Origin of the sequence: Marseilla massiliensis (assembly GCF_023336985.1) — a bacterium.
Lineage (GTDB): Bacteria > Bacteroidota > Bacteroidia > Bacteroidales > Bacteroidaceae > Prevotella > Prevotella intestinigallinarum.
In genome coordinates, this window is record NZ_JAMBLP010000003.1 from 110934 (window position 1) to 136575 (window position 25642).

Genomic DNA, 25642 nt, shown 5'->3' on the forward strand with positions numbered 1-25642 from the left:
ATGAATACAGAAGAACTCTATATTTGGAACTATGGGATTGATAAACTGCCTAAAGGATTATTGGAGTATGGTAGATCTGATGTCTGTGATACTTACGATGAAAGTAAAAGACAAAAATTTCAAAACCACGGGCAATGGATGTGGAAAAACAAGGATGGATGGCGCGAGAATTTACCTCCCGTCTTATACCTTGTATGCAACAAGAAACCGGGAATCCTGCAATTTGATTTTCTTGATAAAAGCAGTATAGAACTCAAAATCGTGTCGGAAGAGTTTTTGTCTTTACTTCAAGAAAATGGGTTCGTTGATAAATATGATATTGCAACCGTCAAGGTCGTAAACAAGAAGAACGAATCTCTAACAGATAAAAAATACTACGCTTTACGTATAAATCATTTTGACAACGATTCTTTTCATTTCGGAAAAGGCATAACATATCAAAGTGACCTACAGAAAGAACGAGGTACTTGTTTTACAGTATATCCTGATATGAAACTGAAAGACAATTCAATCAAACAGAATTTCTTTGTTTTGAATAGTATAGAATATAAAGATGGTATAATATTCCGAGAAAGAGTTTTGGATAAGGTATTAAATCTGTATAAACCTGAAATTTACAAATTATCAGACTACTCCAAACTATGGATAGATGAAAAATTTTATCCATATGGAAATGAATTTATGATTGTGAAATAAAATCGTTAACAAGGTCGAGATAACAGCTTAACGCTGTTGCTCACCAAACCATTAGCGAAAACATGTCAAAATGAAACGAATAGAATTGTTTATGAATATGCTATACTATTGTAATTATATGATTATGTATAAGACACGCAGCAGTTTGGACTATCTGTTCCTTTCTATATACGACAATGCGTGCACCCGGAAATTCTGCAAAAGCGACAGGTACTGGAAGTTTGTAGATGGGGTTAAACGGGCACATAACAGTATAATGTGGGAAAAATGCAAGGGCTTCCCAGTTTATAATGTCCTAAGTGGCACATACGGAGCAACCTTGCTTTTTGTCTTTATCATCCTGCATATAGTGCTCAACATGATAGAGGCGATAACGCATATACCGGTATATAATCTGATGTTTGAAAATGAGTTAGTTGCGCTTATTGTTTATATTATTCTGTGCGGGTCTTTATCATATTTGATGATTGACAGGTTGGTAGAAAGGAACGACAAATACATTTCCTACTTCAAGAAGTTCAGGAAGCAGAAGTTCTGGAAACTGTTCATCTGGTATGTACTATCTTACGGCGTGGCGATAGCCTGCTGCTACTTTAGTTTCATTTTGACAAAGTAAATAACAGAAAGAATATTTCGCTAACAACGCAGGATAACGGCAAGCCGTTCCCTGCTGAACCATTAGTGATAACAGCATAATTTACAAATTCAAAATATATAGGTATATGATTGTATGTGCAATAACTATTATACTCATAGCGATTTTACTCTCGCTATTCTTGTTTAGGAAAAAAAAGTACAGTATCGGAAAGAAAATAATATTGATAGTATGCTTTTCGATAGGCATGTATATTTTGTTCAGTATCATTATGCTGCTATATTTCTTCTTAGGTGATTTCTCCGCAGAAGAATTATGGTAAAAATATCACTAACAACGCAGGGTAACGGCAAGCCGTTCCCTGCTGAACCATTACCGATAATAACAAATAAATTAATTTCATCATGGGACTATTTTTACAAATTACGTTTCAATCACAAGGAGGAAGAACACCCGAAAAAGCATTTAAAAATCAAAAAATTTTAGACTATATTATAGATGGCCTAAACGATTTTGATTGGCAAGAATCAAATTCGACCAAACTAACTACTCTTGATCCCCAATACAGCCATATTACAATTGGCGCAATTCTTAGATTTTTCCTTTCAGAAAATATAGAAGGTGGCAATTTAAAATCATTTTACAGATACCTAAAAAAAGATGATAAACTTATAATAGATCAAATGCTTACAATAGATAAATACGATGATTTATCTGAAGATGAGACGAGAAAAGCACTTTGTGATGATATATTCCTATATTTCAAAGAGGTTATTTTAAAATATAAAGACCGCTTTCTTGATTTTAATGCCGTTGCTTTTATCCCATTGCTTGAAGAAAGGTTTGAGGACATAAAAAACGGTAAATTAGTAAGTAGAAGAAAATATGAACAATGGTAATTATAGGCTATCAAAGAAGGTGGGTAAATTGCTTTATCTCATTTCTTCATCGAAATTTTATAATATCAAAATAAGTAAAAAATATCGGTAACGAAGCGTGATAACGCTTACAGCGTTCCCCGCTAAACCATTATAAACAGTATTGATTGAAATATGACGAAATCCAAATTCTTTTATATCATTCTCTGTATTCATCTATTATCTGGAATAATAGGATTGATAACTTTGAATTTAATAGGTAATTGTGACCGGTTACGCTGGAATATTGGTGATATTCTTCGGTTATTGTTTTTCCTTACTCCTTTCGTCCTGATGTTCTGTGTTCCTAAAAAACTACCTACATGGAGCAAAGTCTGTATGCGCATTTATTTTGGAGTATATATATTTCCATTCGTCATTTTTCCTCCATTATGGTGGTTCCTATTCAACTTTGACACTGCTGTAGCTGAAAACAATCAATATATAATCCGTCAATATAGATATGGAGGACGTGATTATTACGAACAAAAAAGTATATATAAAAAAAGTGGAATCTTAGAGAAATATGTAGGGCTTTTTGACAGCTCTGACTCTTATAGTGAGTTAAACCAGTTGGATTATGAAATAAAAGAATTTAAGATTGATAACATGACATTTACAGGAAATGTGCTCTTGAAACGAAATGAAAATGGGCAAGTTGTAACTAAAGACACGCTTATTGTTTACCCGATATACGAAAAAGAAGCACCTATGTAATTCAGTTTATAACAAGGTCGAGATAACAGCTTAAGGCTGTTCCTCACCAAATCATTACTAACAATAGTACGATGAATAAAACTGTCCAATCCATAGTATCATTGACTGCTTTCAGTGCTTTATTGATAGTCATAACATTATTTTGTGGTGGCTTAGGTTTTGGTCGTCTGTTCAGGATATATGGCATTATGGAGTATTGTTTTTTAGGTTTACTTATTATTACAGATGTAACTGTAATCTACAAGGTCTATAAACTATATGCAATGCACCCAAAAGTGATAATGTTATTGCTGGGCTTGGAATGTTGCTCTGTCATTTTGTGGCTTGCCTTTATCTGTATAGACCAAAGTCTATTAGATTGGCAAATTACAAACTTCATATTGCAAGCTGTCAACTTAGACGGCTTCACGGGAGATGAAGGAGGATTGAATATGCTCGCAGTTTTATGCGGCATTATTTATCCTCTTTTGGGGATTGGGTGTTTATTCACCGGATTGAGATTTATAAATAAGTTAGTAACAACGAAAGATAGCATCTAACGATGCTCCTTTCTAACCATTATAAACAGTAATGCAAAATATGAAACAGAAAATATACCATATCAGTATCTTTTTATTCTTTTGGTTTTGTGGAGTAGCCTATCCACAAAATCACAAAGCGGATATTTTGCAGCAAGACCTTTCTGGCTTGTTTGACAATTCAAGCATGATTGGCATATTAGGAGAAGATTGTAGCCGAATTGACATTCATATTACCGATGCTCGGAAAATGGATAGTAGAGAATATGAGATAATGGGTATCAGTCGTACCCGATTGTCCGTAATATGTCCGTTTAAGGGAAAGGTTTGTATAGATAGCATTTCTTCCTGTTCTCAAATAATAAAAAGTGAATATACGGAAGTGGACGGTTTCATATACGGGCATTACTCGTTTGAGGAATACGGAGATAAACGATATTGCGGTACATTCTCCGGTTCTTTCAAACAAGGGTATCGGATGAGAGGACAACAAATAGAGAAAGGACTAAATGAAATATCAGTACTGAAATTGAACTTATCTGAATATCGGGGTAAGTGGAAATCCGCAAAGGGGCTGACAAAAGTCTGTTCCTGGGCAGATGAAATCATACCAGATACTCCAGCAAACTTCTGCCTGTTTAATGATGCAGGAGAATGGGTTGTATCACCGAAATATCGTAAGAATGGTTGGGAAAATCTATATAATGCCTATCACAATGAGAATCTGACAACGGACGAGATACAAAAGGCTCGTGAAGTGGAAGAACAGGAATGGTGGGGTAAATAAAAGCCAATCATGCAAAGTAAATTGAGTTTATAACAAAGCGTGATAACGCTTACAGCGTTCCACGCTTAGCCATTAATATTAAATGAGAAAAAACGATGAATTGGTATAAGTATTGGTATTATACAATTTTTTTTGTTTATGATTCAATATGTAAGAGTCCAAATCTGAATAAAGAGTCTGCAGTTGGATTATTTAGCGTGACTGTATATATGGTAATTGCAATAATAAATAGTGTTTTATATTCTATTTTTGATTGTAATATAACAAAAGGCTTGTGTCATATCTATTCCCATTTATTATTATCATTAGTTATTTATTGTTTGAATGGCTTCCTTTTTTGGTCAGAAAAAAAGGCTAGATCTGAAAGAAGCATTTATAGAGAGATAAGTAAACAGCAAAAAAACTTATTATTCATAATACTGACAATAGTTGTTTTTGCGACATATTTTTATGTATTATTCAATTATACAGAATATTTCATATTAATATATTAGATATAAGGGTGATTTTAGAATATATTGAAAATGAAAAAAAGAAAAGAGACGATAAGTAATACCGAACGGAGTAATTGGGTACGAGATGATAAGAAATACAGATACTATTTCTTTGATTACTTGTATTATAGGCTATATTTAATTTATAAAAAACATAATGAGACGCCACGTTTCAGTGCCTGTATTTTACTGACTATGAATTTACTTGTAATATTTCTCTTTTTCAGTATAATTTTCAACTGCGTACTGACAGATCACTGGTTTTCATTGAAAAACTTCACTGTCTCTCAAGGGCAGTATATAAGTCTTGGATTAGGGGGAATGTGCTTTATCATGTTGTTTTTACGATATACCCGTAAAAGGACTGCTGCCATTCTTGTGAAGTACAAAAGCAACAAGTGGAACAAGATACTCCCAACATGGATAATATGTATTTCTCCTCTACTATTGCTCTTGCTTGGAGTTGGAATAGGCAAATTGATTTTTAACTGACAAGATATATGCAGAGATAATAGTCCGCTAACATGGTAAAACCAACAGCAGAACACTGTTGCTCACCAAATTATTACTGACAAAAATAAATCAAAATTTTGAAACAACAGCTTATGAAAAAGATTATTGACTACCTGTTTTACAGGTATTATCTGATTTCCATCAAGAAGGAAGAATCCCCACGTTTTGGGGCAACATGCGTATTGGCAGAAGTTGTGACAATGGTTTATTTGTTTGCTGTGCTGATATTGTCGTTTCTCTTAACGGGAGATTTCTTTTTACCCTATACATCCGGTAGAACAAGAATTATAATAGGGATAATCGGCTGTTTTCTGCCCTGGCCTGTCATATATCTACATTACAACAAAAAAAGAATAAACGTTTTATTGGAAAAATATCAAAACAACAGATACAATACCAAATATTCTGACAAGGCGGTGTTAAGCCTCAGTTATATAGTACCAACAGTAGGGCTTATTCTGATGCTGTTACTTTATCAGTTCAGATAACTGCGGATTACGGGGCAAATTAAATATCCGATATTCAGTCTTGCCCATAAGACAATATGATATATGTATTCCGAATAGAAACCGTGCATTGATTTTTGTCAGGATTTGGAACAATAGTCCAGCGACTCCACGCTACTTTTGCCGGAAAACCATTATAAACCATTAAAACAGAGAAAGATGAAGCTGAGAATTACAGAAGCGGTGCTTGCGGAGGCATACAGGGCAAAAGTGTGCAGGGAACGGATGGAAGAACTGGCGGAGAGCATACGGAAGTCGGTGAAGGAACGGTACTCGCTGCCGAAGATGAGAATACGGCTGGCGGAGTACGGCAATGACACGGAGCTGATGCTGGCGGCAGTGAGCGCACTGCGGAAGGATAAGGAAGCACCGTCGGCAAGGGACAGGGATTTCAGGGCATGGATGCTCATGCTGTGCCGCTCACGCGAGTATGAAGTGATCTGCTACATGTGCAATGAACTGACGGATGCATGGGAACGGAAATACCGGACACGGGAAATGCTGGTGCTATGCGACGTGCTGCATACACTGAAAGGCCATGCACGTACGAACGAGATGACAAACAGGGTATGCGACTATTTCTTCAGGGAAAGACGCAACAAGCTGTATGGCAAGACTTTCCGCATAGAGGAAAAGGATATGGCATACGCCGAGAGCAGGCTGCCGGAACTGGACAAGGCGGTATTCCGCATGACAGTGAACCATTACAGCCACCGCACATTTGTGGCGGAAGAACTTGCCGGACTGTGCGGCATGGGCTATTCGCTGATGCGGCGCAAGTTCAGGAAATACTACGGCACGGGGCCATCGGAGTGGCTGCGCCGGGAGCGGATAAGGCGCATAGAGGAGGATATGGAATACCGGGTGGAACTGCCGCTGAAGGAAGTGGCCGAGCGCAACGCCTTCGGCTCGGCAAGCAATTTTGCGGACTTCTGCCAGAAGCAGACCGGAATGAGTCCGTGCGAACTGAAAGCCATAGGATATGAGAAATGGGAGAAGCGCAGGATGGATTTCTGGAACCAATAAAAAACGCGCACTGATTTTTATCAGAATCTGGAACATCCCTTCGGGAAGGTTCCACTAACTTACCGCCTAAAAAACAATCCGAAAATACATGAACAACAATACATTTTCAAGATGGAAGGAATCCCTCCACCTGAAAATCCTGTCGGGCTATCTCATACTGGGACTGCTCGTACTGGGCATCATCACGGCTGTATGGTACGAAAAGCAGGTATTCGAGCAGGCGGAGGCAGAGGAACGCAGCCTGCTCATGCAGCGTGCTGCCGCCAGCGAAGCATACCGGGGACTGATCACACTGTTTCTGGACAATGACCGCGCAATGCTGTGGGACGACTCGGACATGGATACATACGACCGGCGGGAATCGCACACGATGGAGGTGATAGACCGGCTGAAAGGATACTACGGAGAACCGGCGCAGACGGCAAGGATAGACACGGTAGTAAGACTGCTGCACGAGAAACGCAGGCTGATCGAGCGGATGGTGGATATGCCGACCACGGCGTACCGCATGGACAGCCTGCTGGAACGCCACCTGCCCGGACTGGAGCAGACGGCATCGGTACGGACAACGACAGTGACGGAACGCACCGAACCGGAAGAGGAAAAGAAACGGGGCGGACTGTTCGGCCTGTTCCGCAAGAAAAAGAAAGAAGAACCGGCACGCACGACCACACGGGTGAGCACGACGCCCAACACCCGGCACATTGCGGAGATGCGGCGGTTTGAGGAAGAGATGCGTACGGCACTGGCAGAGCAGGAACAGGCATTCTCCCATCTGTCGGACTCACTGAAAATACGCAACAGCATACTGAACCGGAACCTTTCGAGGCTGATACGGGAAATCGGACAGGACGAGACGGAACGCATGGAAGAAAGGCACATGCGGGTGGCGGAACTGAGAGAAACGGCATTCGTACTGATATGCGGCATATCGGCGGCAGGTGTCCTGTGTGCGGTGCTGCTGTATGCAGTAGTCCGGAGGGACATCCGCCGCCGCACCAGAGACAGGAAACAGCGGGAGGAACTGATAGAGACCCTGCGCCGGTCGGTCCGGGAGAATGAAGAGCTGATAAAAAGCAGACAGAACATCATGCAGACGGTGACGCACGACCTGCGCTCACCGCTGACCGCCATACGCGGCAATGCGGAACTGATACTGAAGGACGGAAACCGGGAGACAACAGCGCTGCACGCGGAGCATATACGGCAGTCGGCAGAGCGTATGGGGACACTGATGGAGAACCTGCTGGACTACTACCGCATAGACAACGGAAAGGAGACCGTCAGGGTGAAGCCGTTCAGACTGGCGGGAGTGGCGGAAACGCTGGAAACGGAGTTTGCCGCACGGATGGAAGAGAAACGGCTGGAGTTCAAAGTGAACAACGCCGCTGACGAGGTGGTCATGGGCGACAGGAGCCTGATACTGCGTATCGGCAGCAACCTGCTGTCGAACGCACTGAAGTTTACGGAACGCGGGGGCGTGACACTGACCGCCCTGTATGCCGGAGGGAAATTCACGCTTGCGGTGGAAGATACCGGAGGAGGAATAGACAAGGACAAACGGGAACAGATATTCAAGCCGTTCGAGCGGCTGAGCAATGCCGCCACGCAGGACGGCTTCGGACTGGGACTGTCGATAGTGAAAAGCCTTGCGGAACTGATGGAGGGCAGCATATCGGTGGAGAACATACGGAACACGGGCAGCCGCTTCAGCGTGGTGCTGCCGCTGCCCCAGGCGGAGAAAGCCGGAGAGACAGACCGCAAGGCAGCAGCGAGGCGGACAAGACTGGGCGGATGTTCGGTGTTGTCGCTGGACAACGACAGCATCATACTGGGGATGATACACGACATATTTGTGCAGAACGGAGTGCACTGCGACACCTGCACGAGCACGGGGGAAATGGCGGAGAAGCTGCGCGAGGGACACTATGACCTGCTGACCACGGACCTGAAGATGCAGGACGCAAGCGGCTACGAGGTGCTGGAACTGCTCCGCACGTCGGACATAGGCAACTCACGTACCATCCCCGTGATGGTGGTGACCGGCTCGAAAAGCATCACGAAAGAGGAACTGGCAGGTGCGGGCTTCGGCTCGGTGCTGTACAAGCCGTTCTCCATCGACGAACTGCTGGCAGCCGCGGAAGAATGCATCGGTGAGGACAGTACCCCACGCATAGACCTCGGCCCGCTGTTCGCATACGGCGACAAGCGGCAGAGGCTGGAATGTCTGGTCAGGGAAACGGAGAAGGAAATGGCCGCCATACGGGAGGAAGCGGAAAGGTGTGACAGGGACAGGCTGGACTACTGGATACACCATATCCGCAGCTCGTGGATGCTGATACATGCCGAAGGGCCGCTGCAGGAGCTGTATGACGTACTCCACGGAAACGGGACGGCAGAAGAAATCAGGGAGTATGCCAGCAAGGTAACCAGTCAGGGCGAAACGATCATCCGGCTCGCCCGAAAGGAAATGGAGAGAACGGTATGGGAAGAATAATAGTAATAGAAGACAACCCGGTATTCCGCGACCATGTCTGCGGAATGCTGGAGAAGGCAGGCTACAAGACCCGCACGGCATACGACTGTGCCGGGGCACGGAGGCTGCTGGAGGAACTGGACGATGGGGACATCATCGTGTCGGACCTGCGTCTGCCCGACGGGGAATGTACGGAAGTACTGGAGCGGATGCGGGAAACGGGTATCAGAAACCCGTTTGTCATCATGACCGACTATGCGCAGGTCGCGTCGGCGGTCAGTTCCATGAGGCTGGGAGCTGAGGACTATATCCCCAAGACCCTGCTGCAGGAAAAGCTGCTTCCGAGGATAAGTGAGCTGGTACGCAAATCGGAAAGAAGGCATACCATGCCCATACTGGAGCGCAGAAGTGCCGCATTCCGGACCATCGACCGGCGTATCTCACTGGTAGCCCCGACGGACATAGGTGTGCTGATACTTGGAGAGAACGGCACGGGCAAGGAACACGTAGCAGAAAAGATACATGCGCAGAGTACCCGGCAGAAAGGACCGTTTGTCGCGATAGACTGCGGTATGCTGACACGGGAGCTGGCGGCATCCGAACTGTTCGGATACGAGAAAGGCGCATTTACGGGAGCCATAACCGGAAAGAAGGGCTGCATGGCAGAGGCTGACGGCGGCACGCTGTTTCTGGACGAGGTGGGCAACCTGCCCGCTGAGGTACAGCAGAAACTGCTGCGTGCGCTGCAGACCAAATGCTACCGTCCGACGGGCTGCACCCGCGAGCGGAAAGCGGATGTGCGCATTGTGGCGGCGACCAACGAGAATCTGGAGAAGGCAGTGGAGGAAGGACGTTTCCGGCAGGACCTGTATCACCGCCTGAAGGAGTTTGTCATCAAGATACCGCCGCTGCGGGAGTGCCGGGAGGACATACTGCCCCTTGCGGAGTTTTTCCGGGAGCTTGCCAACGAGGAACTGGGACGGCATACGGAAGGATTCGACAAGGAGGCGGAAAAGGAACTCATGAGGCGGATGTGGGCAGGAAATGTGAGGGAACTGAAACAGACGGTGCGTTCCGCCGTCCTGCTGACGGAAGGAAGGCTGATAGGAGCCGACAGGCTGGAAGCGGAAAGTATGGCACAGGCAGGCAGCTCCCTGCTGCTGAAAGACGGAAATGAGGAAAGGGAACGCATCGTGCGGGCACTGGCACAGGCGGACGGGAACCGCGAAGTGACTGCCGGACTGCTGGGTATCAGCCGCACGACCCTGTACAACAAGATGAAAGAATACGGTATCATGCAGAAAAAGAGCGAAAAATGAGAAAATTTCGACTGAAAATCCTATCTTTGCATGAACATAGGATAAATACGGTACGGAGAAACACGGTTTCCCGTACCGACTAAGATATAGTATAGAATAAGACCGCAAGGCGTTTCTGGTGAAAATCTGGAAAATTTGAAGACAGGATACGATTGCGTGATGCTTATGCTATGCCTGGGCATAGCGTGCATTTACGTAATTCCTGTCAGGCTTTCCAGAGCCATCACCAGAAGTAGCGTAATTTGCACGCTATTTTTTATTTTACGGCTTCCGGTCGCAACAGAATGACCGCTATGGCAAAAGTCCGATTACTCGCCGTCCTGACAATGGACGGCTGTCCGGCAGAAACAACCGGTCTGTCCGGGCGATGGCTTGGTTCCGACCAGTACGGGATAGGTGCGCTGAAAGAAGCTGCCACCTGCGTCCTGACAGAAGACACGTCGCTTACACTCCTCTCCAACCGGATGGAAAACACCGGCGATTCCCTGAACTATCTGATAGAAGCAACCGAAAAGACGGCAGGCATCATCAACGGCATGATACGGATGCGGCTTGTGGATGAAATCATCCTCTACATGGTTCCCGTCATTGCGGGAAACGGCAGCAGGCTGTTCCAGTCGTCGCTGCCCGAAAGCGAATGGACATGCACGGGAAGCAGACAATGGAAGGATGGTATGGTAAGGATAGCCTACGGACGGAAAACACCCCGCCAACGGGTGGTGACGTTCGGAAAATGAACGCCCGGTACGTTCAAAAAGTGAACGTACGTTCAGATTCTGAACAAAAAATGAGGCGTCGGGAAAAGCTCCAAAAAATATTTTTAGTAAATATCCCACTGAATATCAGTAAGATATATCCATGTGAAAAGAAAAACACTCCCGCAGGACCGCTATTTGTCCCATAGTTTTATGTGCGCACACTTCAAACCAAGTGTAATAACATAAAACTGAAAGAAAATGGAACACCTCATATTGACAGAAACAAGTTTTTTCAGACTGATAGGCGGCAGTGCCTGCAATGATGAAATACAGGAGTCCTACAACGGATTCATATCGGAAGTGGTATCACTCTGCAGTAACATGTCGAACCCGGAAAACACATTCTTTGCCCTGAGCTTTGCAGAAACAGAACTTCAGTTCCATGATACGCTGCAGACTGAAAATACCGGGAACAACAGGAGCATCTATGTACGCAAGGCATTATCCTTTGTACGCAAGATGCTGGAATATATCGGTCAGATCCGCAGCGGACAGGTGCATACGCCACAGGCGGAACGCAGAAAAGAGAAAAAGAACAGCCAGCCCCTGCAATGGACAGGCAATGCCATAGACCTTGTTGAAATCATATATGGCATCCATGAAATGGGATGCATCAACAATGGGGAAATCCCGCTGAAACAGCTTGCTCCCATACTCTATTCCTTCTTCGGAGTTGAAACGAAGGACTGTTACAGATTCTATACCGACATCAAACGGAGAAAGACCATCAGTCACACGCATTTTCTGGAGCAGATGCAGGAACGCCTCAATGAAAGGATAAGGCGGGACGAGGAAGCGGAACTGAAAAGAAGATAAGATACACCAAATAATAATATAAGACAGACGGGACAGGCAAACAATCTGCCCCGTCTGTCTTTTTATACATTATACAATATCATTTCTGCAAAAGGTGGCTCAGGTTCTCGTCACCCGCAATACGCTCCAGCTCGTCGGCGACAATCTTTTTCACCTCTTCCTTGATGCGGTTGTAGTTTTCCTGCACCTTTTCCTGCATACAGTCATTGCCGTTCTCGTCGGTAAAATCCGTAATGACGGGAATAGGCCTGTAAGCCTTCGTTTCAGCCGCCACCTTCGCATTGTCCACGACAATCTCCGCATGGAAAATCTTCTGTTCGATACGTTCGTTGAAATTGTCGGACACCGAACCGACAAACATACCCTGCGTCAGGCCGGAAATCTTGCTCGGCGGGATAAGGCTGTCCATCTGCGTGTTAATGGAGGTGGAGACGTCCTGCCGGTTGATGGATATGGACTGACGCTTCTGCAAGACCTTTCCGAACCTCTCCGAAAGCGTCTTGGCGGTTTCGCCCACCACCTGACCGGAGAAGATGTTGCCGACAGTGTTCATCACCACCTTCGCTTCCTTGTCCCCGTAGTCACGTACAAGCTGTGAGAAATCCTGAAATCCCAGACATACGGCGACCTTGTTGCTTCGTGCCGTGGCAATCAGGTTGTCCAGCCCCTTGAAATAGATGGTGGGTAGCTCGTCAATAATCACCGAAGACTTGAGCATACCCTTCTTGTTTATCAGCTTGACGATACGTGAGTTATACAAACCCAGTGCCGCACCGTAGATGTTCTGGCGGTCGGGATTGTTCCCGACACACAGGACTTTCGGCTCTTCAGGATTGTTGATGTCGAGCGTAAACTCGCTGTCGCTCATCACCCAGTACAGTTGCGGTGAAATCATGCGTGAAAGCGGGATTTTCGCCGATGCAATCTGACCCATCAGCTGCTCGGCAGCCCCTCCCAGCCATGCATCCATAAAGGGACTGAGGTAGTTCTCCAGCTCCGGATATGAAGTAAGGATGGGGAAAATGTCCTCGTACCTGCGGTTCAGGAACTCGATGGCATGGGGAAAGGTACAGTATCTACCGTTCTGATAGATTTTGAGGTACCATATAATCGCCGCAAAAAGGATGATTGGTGACTCCACAAAGAAGTCCCCCTGCTTCTGCACCCAACTTTTATTGAGGTTGAGCATGATGGTATATGCCGATTCATAAGCATCCGCAATGTCCGTCATGAAATCCGGGTGAATGGGATTGCAGCGGTGGCTCCTTCGCGGGTCGTCAAAGTTTATCACATAGAACTTCGGCTTTACCCTGTATGCGTCAAGGTGGTTGAGCAGGTGGTTGTAGGCAATCGTTGAAAGGTCAGGGTATTTGAAATCATAGATATATTGACTATACCCCTTCTCAATCTGCTGCTTGATGAAGCTGTTTACCACGGCATAGGATTTTCCGGAACCCGGAGTACCCAGCACGATGGTTGCACGGAAGGGATTGACCACATTGATCCATCCCTGATGCCACTTCTTCCTGTAATAAAAACGGGTGGGCAGATTCACGGAATAGTCGTTCTCCAGCAGGCGGGTTTCCTGCATGAAACTCTCGTTCTCGTTGTTGAACACATCGTCCATGAGATTGTGCTTCAGCAGGCGTGACATCCACAGTCCGCCCATCAGCAGACAGATATATCCTGCCGAAAGGGTAAGGATATACAGAAGGGCGACCGTCGCGACATGAAACGGAAGCTCCAGTATCCACCAGTTCAGGAAAAACAGCACAAAGCCTGCGGCAAGAGCCGTCCATATCCTGCGCCAGGTGATTTTCTCACCTTTCACGCCTTTGGTTCCCAAACATGAGAGTGCCAGCAGAAGGACTGCGAACAGCTTCGTGTAGAGGACGGAACGGAACAGTCCGGCGGTACGGTTGAAATTCACCAGTATCCTGTCCGCCACGTGGATGTCAATCCCCCAGAGGCGTATGGCCTCATAACAGAACCAATACACGTTCATGACCACTAAAATAATACTCACGGCACGGAGAAAATCCATGATTTTCGCAAGTGCCCTCAAATCATCTTCCTGTTGTGACATTTGATTGAAATTGTTTAACGGTTAAAAATCTGATTACATACCCAAGCCCCTGCGCTTCTTCTTTTTCTTCTTACGCTGCATGGCCCGGATAAAGGCTTCCTCCTCGGCATTGACCGCCGGACCTTCTGGAGTGAACAGCCCCATGCCGCCCGGATAATCTACACCATCGGAAGTGTCGTGCGTATAAGCCGCCCCGCGTTCTTCCGCCGGAACGGAAAGCCTGATCGGCGGGAGTCCTGCATACGGCAGGGTAAAATGTTCCTGCAAGGCGTTTGCGGAAAGTTCCTTGCCCATACGTGAGCCGTTGAGCACACAGCCGGTGCGGTGGTCGATGAAGGTGGCTCCATAGATGCGTCCTTCCTCCGTGTGGCGCAGCACGGTGTCGATGCCCTTCTCTTTGAGCCGGGAAATGAACTTCTCCTTGTCATACGTTTCTCCCAGTACGGCAAGTACGGTGCGTTTTGTCACGTCCGCCAGCTTCCTGTCCCTGATGTCCTGTCCGGAACGGGCGAACTTCTTCTGCACGGCATCATAGCCGACCGTCTTTCCGAAGAGCGAGGACTTGAACGGATTGCCGACCTTGTTCCCGTCGCCGTCCGTGGCGGAATAGACCAGTCCGCGGTACTCACGTCCGCGCACGTTTCCCTGAGTTTCCTCGACGGTCACATTATAAAGGGAAAGAAGGGCACGGTATTCGCCCATCGTCTGGAAACGGTATTGCCTGCATACCGCCTTCACGGTGTTGCCGACCTGCCTCTTGACATCACCGGCGGAAACGTCCACCCCGCGCAGCGGATTTTCAAGACGCTCGCTCCGGCGTTCTGCCGGACGAAGCCCGTATTTTTCCTCCAGCTCCCGGCGTATGCGGTCACTGCGGCGAAAAAGGAAATCGCAGTTGAGCCGTCTGCCGTTCTCATCCACATTGACCGTCACGATATGCACATGGTGGCGGTCTATATGTAGGCTCGACACAGGGCGCCATACCATATTCCTATGGCTGGTTTCCCCATGTCTGCCCCCGAACCATACGTACATGTTCCCATGTATATGGCTCTCCGTTAGTAAGCACTCTATTGCTCTGCTTCTTTGATTTTTGCAAAACATTCTTCGCATACAGCAATGGTTTTACGATTCATAAGTAGCATCTGTTTTCCCCACGGTGTATTCTTATTGGCGGATTTGAGTGTTCTGATATGGTGCATTACCAAAGGACCTTTTCCTCCACACACTTCACATACATTATTTCTCAAGCGTTCTGCGAGAGAGCGTTTGGGATAATGTGTGAATAGAATGTTATCGCAGGTTTCATGGAATCCTACTGTTTTGCGTTTAAAGCCATCATGGTAAAGGATTCTTTGCTTCTCGTTCCCTTTAGAGTCTTTATAGGGAATAGAGAACACTTTGTCCTTAGTGTATTTCCTTATTATCTTTCGGAGCGAACTGTTGTACTTTCGCGCCAAAGTCTTATAAAGGCTATACTTCATGATGTAACCAAAGTCTGCGCATGTTGCCGAGACATTATTGGCTATGCAGTAGTAATTATAGAATCCTCTGATTTCAAGGTTGTATTTGGCTACCATTTTGTCGGCATCCATTCCTGTCAGTGCCGTTCTTATCTTAGGTCTCCAAATAACTTTACCATCCTTTTGTGTAAAACGAATAGTTCCAAGATTTTGAAGTTTTTCTTTAACCGTTTCGGATGATAAATTCAGCATTACCTTTCCTTTGAAGTCTCTCTTCAGCGCACCTTTTCGGTTACGCTTGCGTACATTCAATGAGCGGACGGTAATATGAAATCCGAGGAATTTAGCCTCTTCCTGTGCATGGGTAATCAATGTCTTTTCGGTTGAAAGTTCAAGTTTTAGGCGTTCACGCATGAATGCGGCAATGTCCGCTTTAATTCTTTCACTTTCTGATTTTGAGCCAATTACCCCTACAAGGAAGTCGTCAGCATACCTAATGTATTTGAGACGACGAAAATTCTCATCCATTTCGTCACTGCATGGCATCGCTAACTTTTCTTCCTGCATTCTCTTTAATTTGTCCAGCAATTGGGATTTTACGGATTTGTCCATTTCTTCCCTCCATTTTTTGCGCAGACTTACAGTCCTGGCGTTCAGACTATTGTACTCCTTTCTCGTTCTCCGTTTTTCTCCCTTGTCAAAAGCCTGTGCATACTCTTTCATATACTTATCGAACTGGTCAAGGTATATGTTTGCCAGTATAGGACTGACAATGCCACCTTGCGGAGTTCCTGAATAAGTACGATTGTATTTCCAATTTTCAACATAACCTGCCTTTAGGAATTTCCATATAAGACGCAGAAAACGTTCATCTGCAATTCGCTTACGCAAGACTTCTATGAGTGTCTGATGGTCTATGTTGTCGAAAAATCCTTTAATGTCTCCTTCGATAAACCATTTTACGCCCGTAAATGTCAGTTGTATGCTTGTCAGTGCTGTATGACAACTTCTGCGTGGTCGGAAGCCGTGTGATGAATCCTCAAAGTGACCTTCATAGATTGCTTCAAGAATCATTCTTACGGCTTCCTGTACTAACTTATCCTCGAAAGAGGGGATGCCCAAAGGACGTTTCTTCCCGTTCTTTTTGGGTATATATACCCTCCTTGCAGGTTTGGGGTGATAGCTCTCATTTTTGAGACTGTCAATCAGTTTACCTATCCGTTGGAGTGTTGTGCCGTCTATGGTTTTTCCGTCCGTTCCTGCGGTCATGTTTCCCGGTTTGGACTTCATTTTCTCATAGGCAAGCATAAACAGTTCTTCATTGAACAGGATACGGTAGATACGCTCATACTTGTAGTCCTTGTCCTTACTGTGTGAGCATAGAGTGTTCAATATGACTTCTGGATTTCTCATACGTCTCTCACGTTATCCTTTAGTCATATTGAAGATACCAACTGTGTCCCTTTGCCATGTACAAGGCTTTCCCTTGCTCAGACTACTATGGACACTCCGTTGCCTTGTCGAATATTCAGAGCCGTTGCTCATAGCCGTGTTACGGCATTTCGATTTAGGCAATCTCCGTTTAGCACACATGATAACTATTGGCGCAACAGACTGTCGGATGCGACTTTCATCCTTATCTCCGCTTATTGCGGTTATGCCATGACAAGTTCCTGCCATGCCCATACGAAGAACTGGGCTTGGTGTCATGGTATGGCGTAAATAGCTGTCTTCCGCCATAGTCACAAGTTCGACCATTGGATTATCGTTCAACCAATCAGGCTTCATCCTCATGTCTGTCTTTTTCCCTTGCAATTCAGTAGCAGCATGACAGTTAGCTGACTTATCGCTTTTCCGAAGTGCTATGTTCCCCCTAAAGATTTCTCCGCAGGGTAAGTCGGATGGGAATAGGTTGTATAACATACTCGTTTTTTTATGTCTATAAATCCGCTTTTGCGTCTTTATAGGGGTTAAACTTATTGTGTTATTCGGAACACTAACCTAATCTCTTGCCAAAGAGATATTTATCATGCGACCTTTACGGACGCACCCTCGTGCTTATATATCATATAAGGCTGCTCCCCGAAACCGAGCTTCTCCAGATATTCCCTTGCGATGTTCTGCAGGTCCGTATCCGTGAGCCTGTCCTCCGGGTGCGGATTGAGCGATATATGCACCACCGGTTTCTCCACCCTTGTCTGTGAGGGCATGTAAAGCAGAAAGTCGTTCAACGCACGTCCGATGTCCACCGTGCCCGTACCGTCGTTATAGATTTTGTTGGTGGCAAGGAGCTTTCCCCTTGCCTCGTTGATTTTCTCCCCGTTGTAGGCAAGTGCGCCGTACAACGAGCTTCCCATGCTGATTTTTGCTACCATCACCCCTGATTCTTCTCGTTCTCCAATCCCGTTTCCATGACGGCATTCTTCGCCGCCCATTCTTTCAGTTCCTCAGAAAGCCCTACAATCTGACGGCTCAGCTTCACAAGTTCGATGGTGTCCTGTTCCAGCCGGAAGAGCAGAGCCATCGCCTTCTTCTCGGAAAAGTGCATCCTCAGTTCCTTGACCACCTGATTGTAATTGGTTCCCACTGCCCGGAACTGGGCATGAAAATCGGACAGTCTGGTGCAATATTCCACCAGTGTCTTGTCCACTTTCAGCACCTTGAACGGTCTTCCGAAAAAGTGTTCCTTGAGGAACACGGATCTGGCATAGACACCCGATTTCTCGAACATGGCGAGGAAACGGTTGTGCTCCACCTCGTTGAAACGGACGGTGTAGCGGTACACCGCCGGGTCGATTTTGGGATTTCTCCCGGTCTTTCCGCCCTTTTTCGGCGGACTGTTCTTCTTTTTCTCAATCATATTACTTAGGATTTAGCGGTTACACGGCACAAGCCCCGCCTTGGGGACATTCCACCGCAGGTTTTTCAGGCTTCCCGACTTCGGAGAGGAAGCCCGCCCCCTGCAAGGGCAAGTGCTTTTCAGGGATGCTCAAATCATTTTGAGCCGCTGAAAAGACATCTTGCTGTTGGCTGGAGCCAACAAAAATCCGTCGGGGACGGATTGGAAAGGAAACCTTCAGACCCACGGCTTCGCCCGTAGCGGGAAACCCTGCCGTTCGGGGGCAAAGTTACGGTGATAAACGGTTGTGGAATAGTATGTTAAGTAAGCCAATCGCTGCCTATCGGCGCAACATGCTGCCAGTTGTCCGGGAAGTGATACAACTTCCATTATTTCCATGTTTATTTGCATCGTGATTCAAAAAAACAGTGATTTGAAGATATGAGAAATGACATCATCCAATACCCGAAAATTCAAACCGGCAAACATTTGCCGAAACGGTTATCCGGTTCAGCGGATAACTGCATATTCAATGACTCGGTGACTTACAGATTCAATGATTTCATGACGTACTGTCGTCAGTCAGCAATTATCCGAAACATTGTTTCACCAATGAACCGGATACGTGATGAACCGCCTGTTTGCAGATTCATTGAAGCGGAAACGGAAATCACCGGTTCTGTATGGAAACAACAAATCATTTTATCAATAACTTAAATATCTATGACAATGAGTAATGAAATCTTCGTTGCATTCGCAACACAGAAAGGCGGTATCGGAAAATCCACCATTACGGCGCTTGCCGCCAACTATCTCCACAACGTGAAAGGTTACAATGTAGCCGTGATAGACTGCGATGCCCCACAGCACAGCATCTACGGACTCCGTGAGCGCGAAACAAAACTGATTGACGAGAGCCGGTACTTCAAGGCACTCGCCTGCGAGCATTTCCGCAAGCTGAAAAGGAATGCCTATCCGGTCATTGCCAGCGATGCGGTAAACGCCCTTGATGACGCGGAAAAGCTGATAAGCGGGGAAGCGGTCAAGCCGGACATCGTGTTTTTTGACATGCCGGGAACGCTCAAAAGCAACGGCGTGGTGAAAACCCTGTCGCAAATGGACTATATCTTCGCCCCCATGAGCGCCGACCGCTTTGTCGTGGAAAGTACGCTGCAATTCGCCGCTATGTTCCGTAACAACCTCATGACGACGGGGCGGTCGAAAACCAAAGGACTGTACCTGTTCTGGACGATGGTGGACGGCAGGGAGAAGAACGGGCTGTATGATGTTTATGAGGACGTCATAGCGGACATGGGGCTTTCGATACTCTCGACCCGTCTGCCGGACAGCAAGAAATTCCGACGCGACCTTTCGGAAGAACGCAAAAGCGTGTTCCGCTCGACCATATTCCCCACTGAGGCGTCACTCCTGAAAGGGAGCGGCATCCGCGAGTTTTCGGAAGAGATATGTAAAATCATTACCGGGCGTTGAGCATGGGCAGCAGGAAAGTGAATACGGAGGACATTGACGAGGAACTGTTGATCGCCTCTATCGGCAGACGCACGCAGGACGGCAACACACGGCCTGCACAGGAACCTCCTGCCGTTCCGGCCGAAGAAAGTACAGGCGGAACGGAACCGCCGGCGGCAAAGGAGAAAACGTCAAGGGAAAGCAGCCGACGGAAACGGCAGGAGGAAGACTATATGATGTTTCTGCGCCGCAATGAGCTGAAAACCCGCCAGTGTGTCTATATCAGCCGCGACGTACACAGCAAGATTCTGAAAATCGTGAATGACATTGCCGGACGTGAGATAACTGTCGGCGGCTACGTGGACACCGTACTGCGGCAACATCTGGAACAGCACAAGGAACAGATCAACGAACTGTACAAGAAACAAAGAGATGATTTAATCTAAAAATTAACGACAATGGAACATAAAAAAAGAAAAGCAAGACCGCATGACAGCGGCAAGGAAATGATTACCGTCGGGATACAGACGAACGTGGAAATCGTGTCGTCCTCACCGGCAAGGGGCAAATACAGCGAAAAGGAGTATGAACGGCTGTTCATCCGGGAGTCCGGGATGCGGGCACGCGACGGGAAAATGACATATATACGCCGTGATTACCATAACCGTATCAGGCGTATCATACGGGTCATCGGACATGACCGGCTCTCGATGTCGGCCTACATCGACCATGTGCTGACCCTGCATTTCGGGCAGTCCGACGAGGCAATAAAAAGCCTGTACGAGAAGAATTATGAAAAGGAATATCAACCATAAGAATGAAACGATGAAAAGAAGACAGGAAAACAGAAAATGCGCGAGTGAGAAACATAAGTCCAACATAAACAACGGAAAACGCCCATGAGCCTGACCACAATCCTATTGACCGTATCGGTCGCCTGCAACGTATGGTTCGTGTTCCTGCTCATGTATGACCGGATCATGGAAACGAAGCTGTTCCGCTTCTTCGGGAAACTGGCAGGCATCTGGAAGTCACTCCATGCGGAAGAAAAGGACAGCAGCCCGGAAGCGGATGCGTCCGCCACCGCCACGGCACCGGAAATCATCGGCAAGAGCCGTTTCAGAATGACGGTAACCCGGACAATGACTACCGTACCGAAGCCACAAGCTGCCACTTCGGATAAAGGCGAGGAAGTGCAGAGTGATGATGTTACCTTTGCCGACGAAGCCGAAAGGAAGACGGCACGGGTACCGGAAGAGAAGTTCGACGAAGTATTCAGCAACATACCTCCTGAAGAGGTAGAGTACGGCGAAGGTGAACCGGAAGAGGAAACCCCGGACAGACGTCAGGCTTCCGGCAGCAGCTTTGACGAGATTGAAAAGGCCGTCAAGACCGCCCGAAATCCAGATGCGACACGGACGGAACGTGAACAGGCTGCAAAGGTATTTGTCGAAATGGAGGGTACGGAGCTGTATGACATGCTTATGGAAGGCTCCACCGAAATGAGCGTCCGTATCAAGGGACTGATTGAAATCCGGTTGAAAGAGCAGGAAGTCGAGTTTCTGGTACCCGACAACATCGACGAGTTTGACATCCGCAAATATGCAACGACAACCAAAAAGGAATGAAGAAAGAACAGTAGTACCGACCCCCGGAAAGCGGATACAAGGTAACCGCCTGCCGGAACGGACAATCCCAAGTCCGTGGAACCAAAAGGGAGACCACTAAACCAAAAACAAAATCAGTATGAACCGCCGGAAGAAGGACTATCCACCCTTTGACGGCACAAACAAAAAGTATTTATGAACAGAAACATCAAGAACAGCAAGAAAATCATCCTTTCGGCAGCACTTCTCATCGCTGCCGCATCATCCGCTTTCGCACAGGACAACGGACTGGCAGGCATCAACGAGGCCACTTCAATGGTCACTTCCTATTTTGACCCCGGAACGAAGCTGATATACGCCATCGGCGCCGTTGTCGGTCTGATAGGCGGCGTAAAGGTCTATGGCAAATTCTCGTCCGGTGATCCTGACACCAGCAAGACCGCCGCTTCGTGGTTCGGTGCGTGTATCTTCCTGATTGTGGCGGCGACAATCCTCCGTTCATTCTTCCTTTAATATACGGTATGGCTGAATATCCGATCAACAAGGGTATCGGCCGTTCGGTTGAGTTCAAGGGACTAAAGGCACAATACCTGTTCATCTTCGTGGGCGGGCTTCTGGCCCTCTTTGTCCTGTTCGTCATCCTCTATATGGTCGGAACCGACCAATGGATATGTATCGGCATCGGTGCGGCAGGCGCCTCCGTCCTTGTATGGCAGACCTTCGCGCTGAATGCCCGGTACGGCGAACACGGGCTGATGAAGCTGGGTGCCGCAAGAAGCCATCCCCGTTACCTGACCAACCGTCGGCGCATTGCCCGGCTGCTTAAACGAAAAAGAAAGGAAGATAAAATATGAGAAACGTATCAAGAATAACTACACTGGAAAACAAGTTCCCCCTGCTTGCAGTGGAACACGGCTGCATCGTATCTAAGGATGCCGACCTGACGGTCGCCTACGAAGTCGAACTGCCGGAGCTTTACACGGTCACGGGTGCGGAGTACGAGGCGATACACGGGTGCTGGTGCAAGGCCATCAAGGTGCTGCCGGACTTCTCCATCGTCCACAAGCAGGACTGGTTCATCCGTGAGACGTACAGACCGGAACTGCAAAAGGAGGACATGAGCTTCCTCTCGCGCAGCTTCGAGCGTCATTTCAACGAGCGACCCTATCTGCGCCATACCTGCTACCTGTACCTGACGAAAACGACCAGGGAACGCAACCGGATGCAGAGCAACTTCAGCACGCTGTGCAGGGGACACATCATCCCGAAGGAACTGGACAGGGAGACATCGGAAAAGTTTCTGGAGGCAACGGAACAGTTCGCCCGTATCATGAACGACAGCGGCTTTGTCCGACTGCGCCGGCTCGGTACGGATGAGATAGTCGGCACAGACGACAGGAAGGGACTGTTGGAACGCTATTTTTCGCTGATGTCTGAAAACGACGTCGCCCTGCAGGACATCGACCTTTCGGCAAAGGGGATGCGTATCGGTGACAATTACCTGTGCCTGCACACGCTTTCCGACACGGAGGACCTGCCCGGCAAGGTGGCTACCGACAGCCGCTATGAGCGTCTTTCCACCGACCGCTCGGACTGCCGTCTTTCGTTTGCCAGTCCCGTGGGACTGCTGCTTCCCTGCAACCATGTCTATAACCAGTATGTGATACTGGACAACAGCGAGGAGAACCTGCGTAAGTTCGAGAAGTCCGCCCGCAACATGCAATCCCTGTCCCGCTATTCAAGGAGCAACAGCATCAACCGTGAATGGATAGACCAGTACCTGAACGAAGCCCATTCCTACGGGCTGACCTCGGTACGCGCACATTTCAATGTCATGGCGTGGAGCGATGATGCGGAGGAACTCCGGCACATCAAAAATGACGTGGGCAGCCAGCTGGCAAGCATGGAGTGTATGCCCCGGCACAACACCGTTGACTGTCCGACCCTGTTCTGGGCGGCCATACCCGGCAATGCCGCCGATTTCCCTGCCGAAGAGAGCTTCTACACCTTCACCGAACAGGCGGTATGCTTCTTTACGGAAGAGACCAACTACCGCAGCTCGCTTTCGCCTTTCGGCATAAAGATGGTGGACCGTCTGACGGGAAAGCCGCTGCACATCGACATTTCCGACCTTCCGATGAAACGCGGCATCACGACCAACCGCAACAAGTTCGTGCTGGGACCGAGCGGCAGCGGCAAGTCGTTCTTCATGAACCATCTTGTCCGGCAGTATTATGAACAGGGAACGCACGTTGTCCTTGTGGATACCGGAAACTCGTATCAGGGATTGTGCGAAATGATCCGGCGCAAGACACACGGCGAAGACGGCGTGTATTATACCTACACAGAGGAAAAGCCCATTTCGTTCAATCCGTTCTATACGGACGACTATGTGTTTGACGTGGAGAAGAAGGACAGCATCAAGACCCTGCTGCTGACCATCTGGAAATCGGAGGACGACAAGGTATCAAAGACCGAAAGCGGAGAGCTGGGCAGCGCCGTGAACGCCTACATAGAGCGTATCAAGGCAGACCGGAGCATCGTCCCCTCGTTCAACACCTTTTACGAATACATGCGCGATGACTACCGCCGTGAACTGGCCGGACGTGAAATCAAGGTAGAGAAGTCGGACTTCAACATTGACAACATGCTGACCACCATGAGGCAATATTACAGGGGCGGACGCTATGACTTTCTGCTGAACTCGGAGGAAAACATCGACCTGCTGAACAAGCGGTTCATCGTGTTCGAGATTGATTCCATAAAGGAAAACCGCGAACTGTTTCCGGTGGTGACCATCATCATCATGGAGGCGTTCATCAACAAGATGCGCCGCCTGAAGGGAGTGAGAAAACAGCTGATTGTGGAAGAAGCCTGGAAAGCACTCTCGTCGGCGAACATGGCGGAATATCTCCGCTACATGTACAAGACGGTGAGAAAGTATTTCGGCGAGGCGATTGTCGTCACGCAGGAAGTGGACGACATCATTTCCTCGCCCGTGGTCAAGGAGAGCATCATCAACAATTCCGACTGCAAGATACTGCTTGACCAGAGGAAGTACATGAACAAGTTCGACCAGATACAGACCCTGCTCGGACTGACGGAAAAGGAGAAGTCGCAGATTCTTTCCATCAACATGGCGAACAACCCGTCGCGGCTCTACAAGGAGGTATGGATAGGGCTTGGCGGTACGCAGTCGGCAGTCTATGCCACGGAAGTGAGTCCGGAGGAATATCTGGCTTATACGACGGAAGAATCGGAAAAGACGGAGGTTTACCGCCTGGCGGAAAAACTGGGCGGTGACATAGAGGGAGCCATCCGGCAGCTTGCGGAAAGAAGGCGAGAAGAACGGAAAGGCTGAAAAATGAAAAAGATTCATGAATAAAAAAACTGACAATATGGATATGGACAACGCATACATGAGAGCCGAACAGAAAAGGCAGGAAACGGAAAGACATGCCACCCGGCTCAAGGAGTTCCTCATATACGGTGCCGACATACCGGAAGACATCCAGAAACAGTACGGCTTTTCGGAAGACTACCGGCTGTATAAGGAACTTGAAGAAATGGACGGCAGGCAGTACAGCGAGAAAAGACAGCAAGGGGAAGTCCCGGATGCCGGAAAAGTCGGCGGAAGACTTACCCGTGCAGTGGAAAAGGCATACGAAAGCATCTGCGGCAGTCCTTCGAGAGTGTATATCGAAGGACTTTACAAGGAACTTCTGCTGCTCGGAGGCATGACCGTAAGGAAAGATTATGACGACCCGGTACATTACAACCCCGGCTTCTTTGACAAATACGGAATCGACCGCAAGGCTCCCCGCGAAACCATTCTCAGGCAGGTGGAACAGGCATACAGGGAACTGGACAGCCGCTTTTCGAGAATGACGGGCAGAAGGTCGGACGCGGACGAGCTGTTCGGCAAGCCGAAGGAGAAACAGGCGGTACAGCCAAGGAAGGAAAATCCGGACCGCCCCGCACCGGGTATCCGCCCTTGCAGGCCGAAAGGCAGGAGAATGGGCTTCTGAACCGGAGCAAA

General features: G+C 47.6%; 21 protein-coding genes and 4 pseudogenes. 20 read left to right on the top strand and 5 right to left on the bottom strand.

Features of this window, described 5'->3' with window-relative positions; genetic code table 11:
• The 12 genes and pseudogenes from M3089_RS03220 (at position 1) to M3089_RS03275 (ending at position 12138) form a co-directional block, all read left to right on the top strand.
• On the top strand, positions 1-696 hold the full coding sequence (locus M3089_RS03220) for an Imm43 family immunity protein (protein WP_249081733.1): 696 nt from the start codon (positions 1-3) through the stop codon (positions 694-696).
• A 124-nt stretch (positions 697-820) separates the two neighbouring features.
• Entirely contained in the window at positions 821-1312 is a 492-nt protein-coding gene (locus M3089_RS03225) for a hypothetical protein (protein ID WP_249081735.1), read from the top strand.
• Between the two features lie 383 nt (positions 1313-1695).
• On the top strand, positions 1696-2190 hold the full coding sequence (locus M3089_RS03230; protein WP_087339423.1) for a hypothetical protein: 495 nt from the start codon (positions 1696-1698) through the stop codon (positions 2188-2190).
• A gap of 153 nt (positions 2191-2343) precedes the next feature.
• Positions 2344-2925, top strand: coding sequence for a hypothetical protein (locus tag M3089_RS03235; RefSeq protein ID WP_025893088.1), 582 nt, complete (start codon positions 2344-2346; stop codon positions 2923-2925).
• Between the two features lie 71 nt (positions 2926-2996).
• Positions 2997-3464, top strand: a complete 468-nt coding sequence (locus tag M3089_RS03240) for a hypothetical protein (protein ID WP_007566582.1) — start codon at positions 2997-2999, stop codon at positions 3462-3464.
• A gap of 40 nt (positions 3465-3504) precedes the next feature.
• Positions 3505-4255: pseudogene (locus tag M3089_RS03245) on the top strand (hypothetical protein).
• Positions 4256-5329: 1074 nt separating this feature from the next.
• Positions 5330-5725 (top strand): sodium transporter, encoded by a 396-nt coding sequence (locus tag M3089_RS03250; RefSeq protein WP_249081737.1) that lies wholly within the window; start codon positions 5330-5332, stop codon positions 5723-5725.
• Positions 5726-5902: 177 nt separating this feature from the next.
• Positions 5903-6769, top strand: coding sequence for a helix-turn-helix domain-containing protein (locus M3089_RS03255; protein ID WP_249081739.1), 867 nt, complete (start codon positions 5903-5905; stop codon positions 6767-6769).
• Positions 6770-6857: 88 nt separating this feature from the next.
• Positions 6858-9266 carry a hybrid sensor histidine kinase/response regulator gene (locus M3089_RS03260; RefSeq protein WP_249081740.1) on the top strand — a complete coding sequence of 803 codons (2409 nt, stop codon included), beginning with the start codon at positions 6858-6860 and terminating at the stop codon, positions 9264-9266.
• Complete coding sequence (locus M3089_RS03265) at positions 9254-10564, top strand: sigma-54-dependent transcriptional regulator (RefSeq protein WP_249081742.1); 1311 nt, start codon at positions 9254-9256, stop codon at positions 10562-10564. The genes M3089_RS03260 and M3089_RS03265 overlap by 13 nt, the downstream gene beginning before the upstream one ends.
• Before the next feature lie 293 nt (positions 10565-10857).
• The gene (locus tag M3089_RS03270; protein ID WP_025893092.1) at positions 10858-11301 is read left to right on the top strand and encodes a dihydrofolate reductase family protein; all 444 of its coding nucleotides are present in this window, start codon (positions 10858-10860) and stop codon (positions 11299-11301) included.
• Positions 11302-11520: 219 nt separating this feature from the next.
• Complete coding sequence (locus M3089_RS03275; protein WP_249081744.1) at positions 11521-12138, top strand: RteC domain-containing protein; 618 nt, start codon at positions 11521-11523, stop codon at positions 12136-12138.
• Positions 12139-12217: 79 nt separating this feature from the next.
• Here M3089_RS03275 and mobC read toward each other — a convergent pair whose 3' ends face one another.
• The 5 genes and pseudogenes from mobC to mobA all read right to left on the bottom strand — a co-directional run bounded on the left by mobC (position 12218) and on the right by mobA (position 18547).
• Positions 12218-14224, bottom strand: coding sequence for a conjugal transfer protein MobC (gene mobC, locus M3089_RS03280; protein WP_249081746.1), 2007 nt, complete (start codon positions 14222-14224; stop codon positions 12218-12220).
• Between the two features lie 33 nt (positions 14225-14257).
• Positions 14258-15181 (bottom strand): annotated as a pseudogene (locus tag M3089_RS03285) (relaxase/mobilization nuclease domain-containing protein); the annotation flags it as partial.
• A gap of 113 nt (positions 15182-15294) precedes the next feature.
• Entirely contained in the window at positions 15295-17100 is a 1806-nt protein-coding gene (locus M3089_RS03290) for a reverse transcriptase/maturase family protein (RefSeq protein WP_249081748.1), read from the bottom strand.
• 638 nt (positions 17101-17738) lie between these two features.
• Positions 17739-18062, bottom strand: a pseudogene (locus M3089_RS03295) (relaxase/mobilization nuclease domain-containing protein); the annotation flags it as partial.
• Complete coding sequence (gene mobA / locus M3089_RS03300; RefSeq protein WP_249081749.1) at positions 18062-18547, bottom strand: conjugal transfer protein MobA; 486 nt, start codon at positions 18545-18547, stop codon at positions 18062-18064. The pseudogene M3089_RS03295 and the gene mobA, both read right to left, overlap by 1 nt.
• A 420-nt stretch (positions 18548-18967) precedes the next feature.
• On the opposite strand from mobA, the pseudogene M3089_RS03310 reads away from it, so the two are divergent.
• The 8 genes and pseudogenes from M3089_RS03310 (at position 18968) to M3089_RS03345 (ending at position 25631) form a co-directional block, all read left to right on the top strand.
• Positions 18968-20017 (top strand): annotated as a pseudogene (locus tag M3089_RS03310) (ParA family protein).
• Positions 20018-20019: 2 nt separating this feature from the next.
• Positions 20020-20442 carry a DUF3408 domain-containing protein gene (locus tag M3089_RS03315; protein WP_235325988.1) on the top strand — a complete coding sequence of 141 codons (423 nt, stop codon included), beginning with the start codon at positions 20020-20022 and terminating at the stop codon, positions 20440-20442.
• Positions 20443-20502: 60 nt separating this feature from the next.
• The gene (locus tag M3089_RS03320; protein WP_235302281.1) at positions 20503-20811 is read left to right on the top strand and encodes a DUF3408 domain-containing protein; all 309 of its coding nucleotides are present in this window, start codon (positions 20503-20505) and stop codon (positions 20809-20811) included.
• An 84-nt stretch (positions 20812-20895) separates the two neighbouring features.
• Entirely contained in the window at positions 20896-21624 is a 729-nt protein-coding gene (locus tag M3089_RS03325; RefSeq protein ID WP_249081753.1) for a conjugal transfer protein TraD, read from the top strand.
• A gap of 174 nt (positions 21625-21798) precedes the next feature.
• On the top strand, positions 21799-22116 hold the full coding sequence (locus M3089_RS03330; RefSeq protein ID WP_205096150.1) for a DUF4134 domain-containing protein: 318 nt from the start codon (positions 21799-21801) through the stop codon (positions 22114-22116).
• An 8-nt stretch (positions 22117-22124) separates the two neighbouring features.
• On the top strand, positions 22125-22457 hold the full coding sequence (locus M3089_RS03335) for a DUF4133 domain-containing protein (protein ID WP_217770921.1): 333 nt from the start codon (positions 22125-22127) through the stop codon (positions 22455-22457).
• Positions 22454-24964, top strand: a complete 2511-nt coding sequence (locus tag M3089_RS03340; protein WP_217770915.1) for a TraG family conjugative transposon ATPase — start codon at positions 22454-22456, stop codon at positions 24962-24964. Before M3089_RS03335 ends, M3089_RS03340 begins: the two co-directional genes overlap by 4 nt.
• 37 nt (positions 24965-25001) lie before the next feature.
• Entirely contained in the window at positions 25002-25631 is a 630-nt protein-coding gene (locus M3089_RS03345) for a hypothetical protein (RefSeq protein ID WP_249081755.1), read from the top strand.
• Positions 25632-25642: the final 11 nt, after the last annotated feature.

Bases quoted from the DNA above. Each gene is read 5' to 3' on its own strand.
- M3089_RS03275 (WP_249081744.1), top strand. From the start codon at position 11,521: ATGGAACACCTCATATTGACAGAAACAAGTTTTTTCAGACTGATAGGC.
- M3089_RS03320 (WP_235302281.1), top strand. From the start codon at position 20,503: ATGATTACCGTCGGGATACAGACGAACGTGGAAATCGTGTCGTCCTCA.
- M3089_RS03325 (WP_249081753.1), top strand. From the start codon at position 20,896: ATGAGCCTGACCACAATCCTATTGACCGTATCGGTCGCCTGCAACGTA.
- M3089_RS03230 (WP_087339423.1), top strand. From the start codon at position 1,696: ATGGGACTATTTTTACAAATTACGTTTCAATCACAAGGAGGAAGAACA.
- M3089_RS03235 (WP_025893088.1), top strand. From the start codon at position 2,344: ATGACGAAATCCAAATTCTTTTATATCATTCTCTGTATTCATCTATTA.
- M3089_RS03220 (WP_249081733.1), top strand. From the start codon at position 1: ATGAATACAGAAGAACTCTATATTTGGAACTATGGGATTGATAAACTG.
- M3089_RS03315 (WP_235325988.1), top strand. From the start codon at position 20,020: ATGGGCAGCAGGAAAGTGAATACGGAGGACATTGACGAGGAACTGTTG.
- M3089_RS03225 (WP_249081735.1), top strand. From the start codon at position 821: ATGTATAAGACACGCAGCAGTTTGGACTATCTGTTCCTTTCTATATAC.
- M3089_RS03330 (WP_205096150.1), top strand. From the start codon at position 21,799: ATGAACAGAAACATCAAGAACAGCAAGAAAATCATCCTTTCGGCAGCA.
- M3089_RS03345 (WP_249081755.1), top strand. From the start codon at position 25,002: ATGGATATGGACAACGCATACATGAGAGCCGAACAGAAAAGGCAGGAA.
- M3089_RS03340 (WP_217770915.1), top strand. From the start codon at position 22,454: ATGAGAAACGTATCAAGAATAACTACACTGGAAAACAAGTTCCCCCTG.
- M3089_RS03290 (WP_249081748.1), bottom strand. From the start codon at position 17,100: ATGAGAAATCCAGAAGTCATATTGAACACTCTATGCTCACACAGTAAG.
- M3089_RS03335 (WP_217770921.1), top strand. From the start codon at position 22,125: ATGGCTGAATATCCGATCAACAAGGGTATCGGCCGTTCGGTTGAGTTC.
- M3089_RS03240 (WP_007566582.1), top strand. From the start codon at position 2,997: ATGAATAAAACTGTCCAATCCATAGTATCATTGACTGCTTTCAGTGCT.
- mobC (WP_249081746.1), bottom strand. From the start codon at position 14,224: ATGTCACAACAGGAAGATGATTTGAGGGCACTTGCGAAAATCATGGAT.
- M3089_RS03260 (WP_249081740.1), top strand. From the start codon at position 6,858: ATGAACAACAATACATTTTCAAGATGGAAGGAATCCCTCCACCTGAAA.
- M3089_RS03250 (WP_249081737.1), top strand. From the start codon at position 5,330: ATGAAAAAGATTATTGACTACCTGTTTTACAGGTATTATCTGATTTCC.
- M3089_RS03255 (WP_249081739.1), top strand. From the start codon at position 5,903: ATGAAGCTGAGAATTACAGAAGCGGTGCTTGCGGAGGCATACAGGGCA.
- mobA (WP_249081749.1), bottom strand. From the start codon at position 18,547: ATGATTGAGAAAAAGAAGAACAGTCCGCCGAAAAAGGGCGGAAAGACC.
- M3089_RS03265 (WP_249081742.1), top strand. From the start codon at position 9,254: ATGGGAAGAATAATAGTAATAGAAGACAACCCGGTATTCCGCGACCAT.
- M3089_RS03270 (WP_025893092.1), top strand. From the start codon at position 10,858: ATGGCAAAAGTCCGATTACTCGCCGTCCTGACAATGGACGGCTGTCCG.